Genomic DNA, 6,411 nt, shown 5'->3' with positions numbered 1-6,411 from the left:
CACTCCCCCCCCCCCCCCCCCCCCCCCCCCCCCCCCCCCCCCCCCCCCCCCCCCCCCCCCCCCCGCCCCGCGAGCCTCAGTGCTCGTCGGCGAGGATCAGATACAGCTTCCTGCGGGCCTCGTTGATGACGGCCAGCGCCTTTTCGCGCTGCTCCTTGCTGCCGGTCTTCCAGACCTGCCCGAAGGCCTCCATCAGGCCGAAGCCGGCCTGGCGGATCTCACCGAGCGCCTCCCAGTCGACCCCGCGCGAGGCCTCCTCCCAGGGGGCGTCCGGGCCCTCGTCGGCCACGGCGCGCCCGTCCTCGGTGAGGGCGAACAGCTTCTTGCCGCCCTCGCTCTCGCTGGCGATCAGACCCTCGTCCTCCAGCAGCTGGAGCGTGGGGTAGACCGAGCCGGGGCTGGGCTTCCAGGCGCCGCCGCTGCGTTCGGCGATCTCCTGGATCATTTCGTAGCCGTGCATGGGGCGGTCCTTGAGCAGGGCCAGGATCGAGGCCCGCACGTCACCGCGCCGCGCCCGCCCCCTCGGGCCGCCGCGTCCCCGGGGTCCCCAGGGGCCGGGGCCGAATCCGGGTCCGCCGGGGCCGAACCCCGGACCACCCGGACCGAAGGGCCCGAAGGCGGCCCGCCGCCCGTCGAAGCCGCCCATGCCGCGCAGGCCGGGGCCCTCGTGCCGATGTCCACGCTCGAATCCGTGAGTACGCATTGCGATCACTCCATTCCATCGATGATCTGTCACGTCTGCATCGCGTATCGTTCGCGATGCCTCAACGATATATCGGAACCGATCGCATGACAAGGCATCGATCGAGCAGTGGAGGAGATCACGAAGACCGCGGCCTGCTCCGCTGCTCTGCGACCGACCCACCGCCAAGAGCTGGTGCCGAAGCGTCTCAAGGCATTCAGCGCTGCTGGACCGACACCGACCAGGCCCAAGCCCGCGGCTCCGAACAGACCGTCTGGCATAGGGTTCTTGCGACCGCCAAGATCGTGTCCGCGCTACGGACAGGTACGAACCCGAGGAGCCTTGCGTGCCCATCGTCGTTGCCACCCTCCGGACCAAGCCCGGCCGCCGGGAGGAAGTCCTTGCGGCGTTCCGTCGGCACGCTTCCGCCGTACACGCCGAGCCCGGCTGTCTGCTCTACGCCGTCCATGCCGGCGACGACCGCGTCACTGTCGTGGAGAACTGGGCCGACCAGGCCGCCCTCGACGCCCACTCGGCCGGACCGGTGCTGGCCGCCTTGGGCGGGGAGATCGCGGACGAGCTGGCCGGTCCGGTGGATGTCGCCGTGCTGGAGCCGGTGCCCGCCGGTGAGCCGGAGAAGGGCCGGCTGCCCCACGCCTGAACCGGCCGGCCCAGCGGCGGGCACCGGTCGGCAACGGCCACCCACGGCCGAAGTCCCCTACGCACCCGGGGCGTTGTGCTGTTCCGGCCCGTGATCATGTGCGCTGGATCCGGAGTCGCAGCCGTACCGGGTACCAACGGCGCATGGACGACCAGGGAAACGGGCCAGGACTCGTGAATTGGCCTTGGGCCGACGCCCGGCGCAGCCACTAGCGTCGGCGTCATGCGCATTCGAATCGTGGACGCCTTCACCGACCGCCCCTTCGCCGGCAACCCGGCCGGAGTCCTGCTCCTGGACGACGTCTTCCCGGACGACGACTGGCTCCAGAACGTCGCCATGGAGGTCAATCACGCCGAGACGGCGTTCGCCCACCGGCTGCCCGAGGGCGGCGAGGCCGACTGGGCGCTGCGCTGGTTCACGCCCGTCGCCGAGGTGGCGATGTGCGGGCACGCCACGCTCGCCACGGCCCACGTCCTGCACGCCACCGGCGCCCACACGGGCCCGGTGCGGTTCGCCACCCGCAGCGGCGTGCTCAGCGCCACCCCCGCCGAGGACGGCTCGATCACCCTCGACTTCCCGACCGCCCCGCTCACCCCGGCCGAGATCCCCGCCGGGGTCGCCGAGGCGCTCGGCGCGCGGCCGGTCGCCGCCTTCGACACCGGCCCGAACGTCGGCGACCTGCTGGTGGAGCTGGCCGACGAGAAGACGGTTCTCGGCCTCGCACCGGACCCCAAGTCCCTCGGCGCCTACTCCGCGCGCGGCATCATCGCGACCGCCCGCGCCGACGACGCCTCCCGCGGCTACGACTTCGTCTCGCGCTGCTTCTTCCCGAACGTCGGCATCGACGAGGACCCGGTCACCGGCAGCGCCCACACCGCGCTCGCCCCGCACTGGTCCGCGCGCCTCGGCCGCGACGACCTCACCGGCCTGCAGGCCTCCCGCCGCACCGGCCTGGTCCGCACCGGCCTGCGCGGCGACCGCACCCTGCTCACCGGCCGCGCGGTCACGGTCATCGAGGGCGAACTGCACGCCTGAGCAGACACCCCGTCGCAGGCCGGTACCTGCGGGGTCCGCCTGCGTCCCGGGATGGAGGAGGTTACGGGTGGCCGCCTGCGCCGCCGACCAGTGAAGGACACCGGGCAGCGCGCCCACCCGCGCCCGCAGGATGCCGGAAGGCGTCCACCCGCGCCACGGCCCCGTGGACGACGCGAGGGGGACCGCCTGCGCCCGAGGCCGGTGAAGGTTGCGGGACGGTCGCCTGTGCCGCGGACCGTTGAAGGATGCGGGGCGGCGGCCCGCCTGCGTCACCGGTTCGGTCGATGCTCAGGCCGTCGGCAGCCAGCCGACCTTGCCCGCGAGAAGGGCGTAGCCGACGAACGCCCCGATGTCGAGCAGGGCGTGCGCGACGACCAGCGGGCCGACCCTCCCCCAGCGGCGGTACAGGTACACGAACACCACGCCCATGACCATGTTGCCGAGGAAACCGCCGATGCCCTGGTAGAGGTGGTACGAGCCGCGCAGCACCGCGCTGGCCACCAGCGCGGTCCCCGGCGTCCAGCCCAACTGGCCGAGTCTGCGCAGCAGATAGCCGACCACGATCACCTCTTCGAGGATCGCGTTCTGCAGGGCGGACAGGATCAGCACCGGGAACTTCCACCACACGTCCGGCAGGGCCTCGGGGACGACCGTGAGATTGAAGCCGAGGCCGCGGGCGGCCAGGTAGAAGGCGATGCCGGTGCTGCCGATCACGGCCGCGACGCCCGCGCCCCGGGCCAGGTCGGGCCAGCGGCGGGTGCGGTCGAAGCCGAGGGTGCGCAGGCTGCCCCCCTCACGCATGAGCAGGTGGGCGACGAGGGCGACGGGGACCAGTGCGGTGGCGATACCGAACAGCTGCCAGGCGAGGTCCAGCCAGGGGCGGCCGGGCGCGGCCGAGGCGTTGAGGGTGGCCGCCTGGTCCTTCAGGCCGCCCGGCTTGGTGACCGAGCCGACGAAGCTGATCAGCGCGGAGACGCCGCTCGCTCCCAGCGAGAGCCCCAGGACGAGCAGCGTCTCGTCCCGCAGGGTGCGCCGCGGGTCGCGCTCCCGTGCCCCCGGATCAGCCACCGAGTCAGCCTCCACCTGCACCCCTGCCTCCAGCCGGCTCATGGACCCATGGGCCCACCTCTGCCTCGCAAGGATCGCAGACGGAGATCTGCCGGCAGCGTCCGCCCGTTTTTGCCCGCCGCGGCGGTTTTTGCCCGCCGCGGGGGCCCGCAGCGACTACGGCGGAGTGGCGGTCGTGGCGACGCTCAGCCCGGGTGCACCACCGGCTCTCAGCCCAGAGGAACCGCCTCCGGCAACCCCACCGGCCACGTATGCACCGGCTCCCCCACATGCATCAGCTCGGCGTACCGCCGCGTGGTGGCGGCCAGCGCCGCCTCACGGGTCAGCCCCTGCTCCAGTGCCCGGTGGAACGTGGCCGCCTGCCAGGACGCCCCGTTCACCCGGCGCCGGCAGCGCTCCTCGATGACGCCCAGGTAGAGATCGCGGTCGGTCGCCTCCACGCCCCACGCGTCCAGCCCGGCCGAGGCCAGCGGCAGCAGCTCGTCGCGGACCAGGGTGACCGCGTCGACCTCGCCCGTGCCGCCGTAGCGTCCCCGCCGGGGCCACACGAACCGCGCGTCGATGCCGTACCGGCACGCCGCGTCGAAGTTGGCCTCGGCCGCCGCGAAGGGCAGCCGGGTCCACACCGGCCGGGACTCCTCGGCCAGGGCGCGCACCAGGCCGTAGTAGAAGGCCGCGTTGGCGATCACGTCGGTGATGGTCGGCCCGGCCGGCAGCACCCGGTTCTCCACCCTGAGGTGCGGGACGCCGTCGGCGATGCCGTACACCGGCCGGTTCCAGCGGTAGATCGTGCCGTTGTGCAGCACCAGTTCGGCGAGGCGCGGTGTGTCGCCCGCCTCGACGACCTCCAGCGGGTCCTCGTCGTCGCAGATGGGCAGCAGGGCGGGGAAGAAGCGCAGGTTCTCCTCGAACAGGTCGTACGCCGAGCCGATCCAGCGCTCACCGAACCAGGTGCGCGGCCGCACGCCCTGCGCCTGGAGTTCCGGCGGGCGGGTGTCGGTGGACTGCAGGAACAGCGGGGGCCGGGACTCGCGCCACAGTTCGTGGCCGAACAGGAACGGCGAGTTGGCGCCGACGGCGATCTGCGCGGCACACGCCACCTGCGCCGCGTTCCACACGTCCGCGAACCGGGCCGGAGTGACCTGGAGGTGCAGCTGCAGAGAGGTGCACGCGGCCTCCGGGACGATCGACTTGGACGTGCAGACGAGGTGTTCCACGCCCTCGATGTCGAGCCGGAAGTCCTCACCGCGCGCGGCCACGATCTGCTCGTTGAGCATGGTGTAGCGGTCGACCTCGGAGAGGTTGGAGGAGACCAGGTCGTCGCGGTCGAGGGTGGGCAGGATGCCGATCATGACGATACCCGCGTCCACCTCGCCGGCCTTGCGGTCGGCATAGGCCAGCGAGGTGCGCAGTTCCTCGGCGAGCCGGTCGAATACCCGGCCGCCCAAGCGGTGTGGCGCGATGTTGACTTCCAGGTTGAACATGGCGAGTTCTGTTTGGAAATCGCGGCTCGCGATGCGCTCCAGTACCTGCCCGTTCAACATTCTCGGCATACCGTCGGGCCCGGCGAGATTCAATTCGATCTCGACTCCCATGAGGTTCCTGGGACGGTCGAATCGCTTCTCGCGCAGCAGTCGCTCCAGTCCCGTCAGGCACTTCTGGAGCTTTTCGCGGTAGCGCTGGCGATCGGACAGGTCGAACTGCCCTGCCACGACCTTCTCCCCCATCGAAGTGTCCCTCCTCGGATGGGCGGGCCGGCGATCCGGCCGCCGGGCTCCCGGGTCAGGGGGGATGATGCCCAGCGGAAGCGATCGATAACGTCCCGCGCGGGCCCGGCGCCCGCTACTCTTTCGGAATGTTCCCCGCGGCACATTCATTAGGCATGCCGCAGCCTGCACCTCCGGGTGCCCGCAGCGCCTCGTGAAAAACGCCGATGACATTCGGCCGACCGTTACCGGTGCGTATGACGAGGTCGGCGGCGGCAGGCGGGCGGGAAATCGGGAGGAGTCCCGCAAATCTGCGGCGTATTACTGCCTTGCGAGGCTTCCGGAAATGGCTTAGATGAAACAACGGCCGAACACGCGTCGTATAAACTTCGCCCACAAGGCAGAAGGGTGACACCCTCGGTCCTGGTTCTTGCCGTGTTCAGGCCGTCCCATGACGGGCGGCAGGCCGAGCCGCACCCTTGTTCACCGACCCGGGCCTCACCCCTTCCGGCCTTGCGTGAGCAGACAGCGCCGTCCGCCCCACCCCTCCTCGCGCCGTCGCGCCTGTCGTACGAGAGAGGCGACCCACATGCCGCTGCACGTGCCCCCTGCCCCCGCGCCTGCCCTGCGCTCCGTCCTGACCGCCCTGGGTTCCCCCACCGCGGTCCGTGAGGCCCGCACCCCCTCCCTGCGCGCCGCGCAGGGCCCGACGACACCCGAACTCCCGCTGCCGGTACATGTGCTGGACCGGATCACCGCCCAGGGTCTGTCCGCGACCCGGCTGGCCGGCTGGCGCTTCCTGATCCGCTGCGGCGACCGGGCGGTGGCCGCGGCGGAGACCATGCTCACACCCGACGGCTGGGCCTTCTCGCACTTCTTCGAAGGCCCGTACGTCGCCTCCACCGAGCGCGCCCTGCACCAGGCCGAGGCGCTGCAACAGCCGTACCAGGCAAGGCTGTTGTCCGTACCCGGCCTCTACATGCTCACCCTGTGGCTGCACGGCGACCTCGCCGCCGACGGAGCCGAGGGGCACCCGGTGGGCACCGATCTTCTCGTCCCGCTGGCGCCGGCCCCGCCCGGCATACCGGCGCACCGCCCGTTCCGGGTCACCGAGTTGCTCCCGGTGCTGACCCATCGTGCGACTCCCCTTCCCCTGCTCGGGCCGCCCGTGCTCGACTCGCCCGCCGCCTGACGCACGCCCGCGTACCCCGCTGCCCGCAAGGCAAGCGGGGTACGCCCGTGTCAGCGGGTCCGGCCTC

The 6,411-nt window shown here is 71.9% G+C and carries 6 protein-coding genes; 3 read left to right on the top strand and 3 right to left on the bottom strand.

All coding sequences use genetic code 11. The annotated features are described in order from the left end of the window. Positions 1 to 76: 76 nt before the first annotated feature. Positions 77 to 703 carry a PadR family transcriptional regulator gene (locus tag ACZ7GZ_RS37125; protein WP_471031337.1) on the bottom strand — a complete coding sequence of 209 codons (627 nt, stop codon included), beginning with the start codon at positions 701 to 703 and terminating at the stop codon, positions 77 to 79. A 325-nt stretch (positions 704 to 1,028) separates the two neighbouring features. On the opposite strand from ACZ7GZ_RS37125, the gene ACZ7GZ_RS37120 reads away from it, so the two are divergent. Together ACZ7GZ_RS37120 and ACZ7GZ_RS37115 are read left to right on the top strand one after the other, a co-directional pair. After that, positions 1,029 to 1,343, top strand: a complete 315-nt coding sequence (locus ACZ7GZ_RS37120) for a putative quinol monooxygenase (protein ID WP_471031334.1) — start codon at positions 1,029 to 1,031, stop codon at positions 1,341 to 1,343. A gap of 222 nt (positions 1,344 to 1,565) precedes the next feature. Further along, positions 1,566 to 2,378, top strand: coding sequence for a PhzF family phenazine biosynthesis protein (locus ACZ7GZ_RS37115; RefSeq protein ID WP_471031331.1), 813 nt, complete (start codon positions 1,566 to 1,568; stop codon positions 2,376 to 2,378). Positions 2,379 to 2,666: 288 nt separating this feature from the next. On the opposite strand, the gene ACZ7GZ_RS37110 is transcribed toward ACZ7GZ_RS37115, so the two are convergent. Together ACZ7GZ_RS37110 and ACZ7GZ_RS37105 are read right to left on the bottom strand one after the other, a co-directional pair. Next, complete coding sequence (locus ACZ7GZ_RS37110; RefSeq protein ID WP_471031351.1) at positions 2,667 to 3,467, bottom strand: CPBP family intramembrane glutamic endopeptidase; 801 nt, start codon at positions 3,465 to 3,467, stop codon at positions 2,667 to 2,669. 188 nt (positions 3,468 to 3,655) lie between these two features. Further along, the gene (locus tag ACZ7GZ_RS37105; protein ID WP_471031329.1) at positions 3,656 to 5,173 is read right to left on the bottom strand and encodes a glutamate-cysteine ligase family protein; all 1,518 of its coding nucleotides are present in this window, start codon (positions 5,171 to 5,173) and stop codon (positions 3,656 to 3,658) included. A 568-nt stretch (positions 5,174 to 5,741) separates the two neighbouring features. Between ACZ7GZ_RS37105 and ACZ7GZ_RS37100 the strand changes: the two genes are divergently transcribed. Continuing rightward, positions 5,742 to 6,344, top strand: a complete 603-nt coding sequence (locus ACZ7GZ_RS37100) for a hypothetical protein (RefSeq protein ID WP_471031327.1) — start codon at positions 5,742 to 5,744, stop codon at positions 6,342 to 6,344. Positions 6,345 to 6,411 lie beyond the last annotated feature (67 nt).

The organism is Streptomyces sp. NPDC037288, assembly GCF_055603265.1.
This window is presented reverse-complemented; position numbering and strand designations above follow the sequence as displayed.